The organism is Kitasatospora sp. NPDC056181 (assembly GCF_042266225.1).
Lineage (GTDB): Bacteria > Actinomycetota > Actinomycetes > Streptomycetales > Streptomycetaceae > Kitasatospora.
The window spans coordinates 1,603-3,199 of the sequence record NZ_JBHJUK010000298.1; the positions used below are offsets into that span (position 1 = coordinate 1,603).

General features: G+C 57.3%; 1 rRNA gene (cut by a window edge). It reads right to left on the reverse strand.

Features of this window, described 5'->3' with window-relative positions:
• Positions 1 to 1,546, reverse strand: a 23S ribosomal RNA gene (locus ACFC1F_RS42945) (it extends 1,600 nt beyond the left edge of the window).
• Positions 1,547 to 1,597 lie beyond the last annotated feature (51 nt).

Below are 1,597 nucleotides of genomic sequence, written 5' to 3' on the forward strand. Positions count from 1 at the left end.
AGGTTCAGCGTTGGCGCTTCAAAGCGGGTACGGGAATATCAACCCGTTGTCCATCGACTACGCCTGTCGGCCTCGCCTTAGGTCCCGACTTACCCTGGGCAGATCAGCTTGACCCAGGAACCCTTGGTCAATCGGCGCAAGAGTTTCTCACTCTTGTATCGCTACTCATGCCTGCATTCTCACTCGTGTACCGTCCACGACTGGTTTCCACCGCCGCTTCGCCCGGCACACGACGCTCCCCTACCCATCACAGCAGGCGTTGGCCCTTCATGCTGCAATGACACGACTTCGGTGATGTGCTTGAGCCCCGCTACATTGTCGGCGCGGAATCACTTGACCAGTGAGCTATTACGCACTCTTTCAAGGGTGGCTGCTTCTAAGCCAACCTCCTGGTTGTCTCTGCGACTCCACATCCTTTCCCACTTAGCACACGCTTAGGGACCTTAGTCGGTGTTCTGGGCTGTTTCCCTCTCGACCATGGAGCTTATCCCCCACAGTCTCACTGCCACGCTCTCACTTACCGGCATTCGGAGTTTGGCTAAGGTCAGTAACCCGGTGAGGCCCATCGCCTATCCAGTGCTCTACCTCCGGCAAGAAACACGTGACGCTGCACCTAAATGCATTTCGGGGAGAACCAGCTATCACGGAGTTTGATTGGCCTTTCACCCCTAACCACAGGTCATCCCCCAGGTTTTCAACCCTGGTGGGTTCGGTCCTCCACGAAGTCTTACCTCCGCTTCAACCTGCCCATGGCTAGATCACTCCGCTTCGGGTCTTGGGCGTGCAACTCAGGCGCCCTATTCGGACTCGCTTTCGCTACGGCTACCCCACACGGGTTAACCTCGCTACACACCGCAAACTCGCAGGCTCATTCTTCAAAAGGCACGCAGTCACGGCCCACCAGCAAGCTGGTGAACGACGCTCCCACGGCTTGTAGGCACACGGTTTCAGGTACTATTTCACTCCGCTCCCGCGGTACTTTTCACCATTCCCTCACGGTACTATCCGCTATCGGTCACCAGGGAATATTTAGGCTTAGCGGGTGGTCCCGCCAGATTCACACGGGATTTCTCGGGCCCCGTGCTACTTGGGAATAATTCAAACGAGCCGCACAGATTTCGTCTACGGGGGTCTTACCCTCTACGCCGGACCTTTCGCATGTCCTTCGACTATCCATACGGTTTCTGACTCGCCGACCGGCCGGCAGACCGGTCAAGAAAAATCCCACGACCCCCAAGCGGCAACCCCTGCCGGGTCTCACACCACCTGGGTTTAGCCTCATCCGGTTTCGCTCGCCACTACTCCCGGAATCACGGTTGTTTTCTCTTCCTGCGGGTACTGAGATGTTTCACTTCCCCGCGTTCCCTCCACATACCCTATGTGTTCAGGTATGGGTGACAGCCCATGACGACTGCCGGGTTTCCCCATTCGGAAACCCCCGGATCAAAGCCTGGTTGACGGCTCCCCGGGGACTATCGTGGCCTCCCACGTCCTTCATCGGTTCCTGGTGCCAAGGCATCCACCGTGCGCCCTTAAAAACTTGGCCACAGATGCTCGCGTCCACTGTGCAGTTCTCAAACAACGACCAGTCACCCAC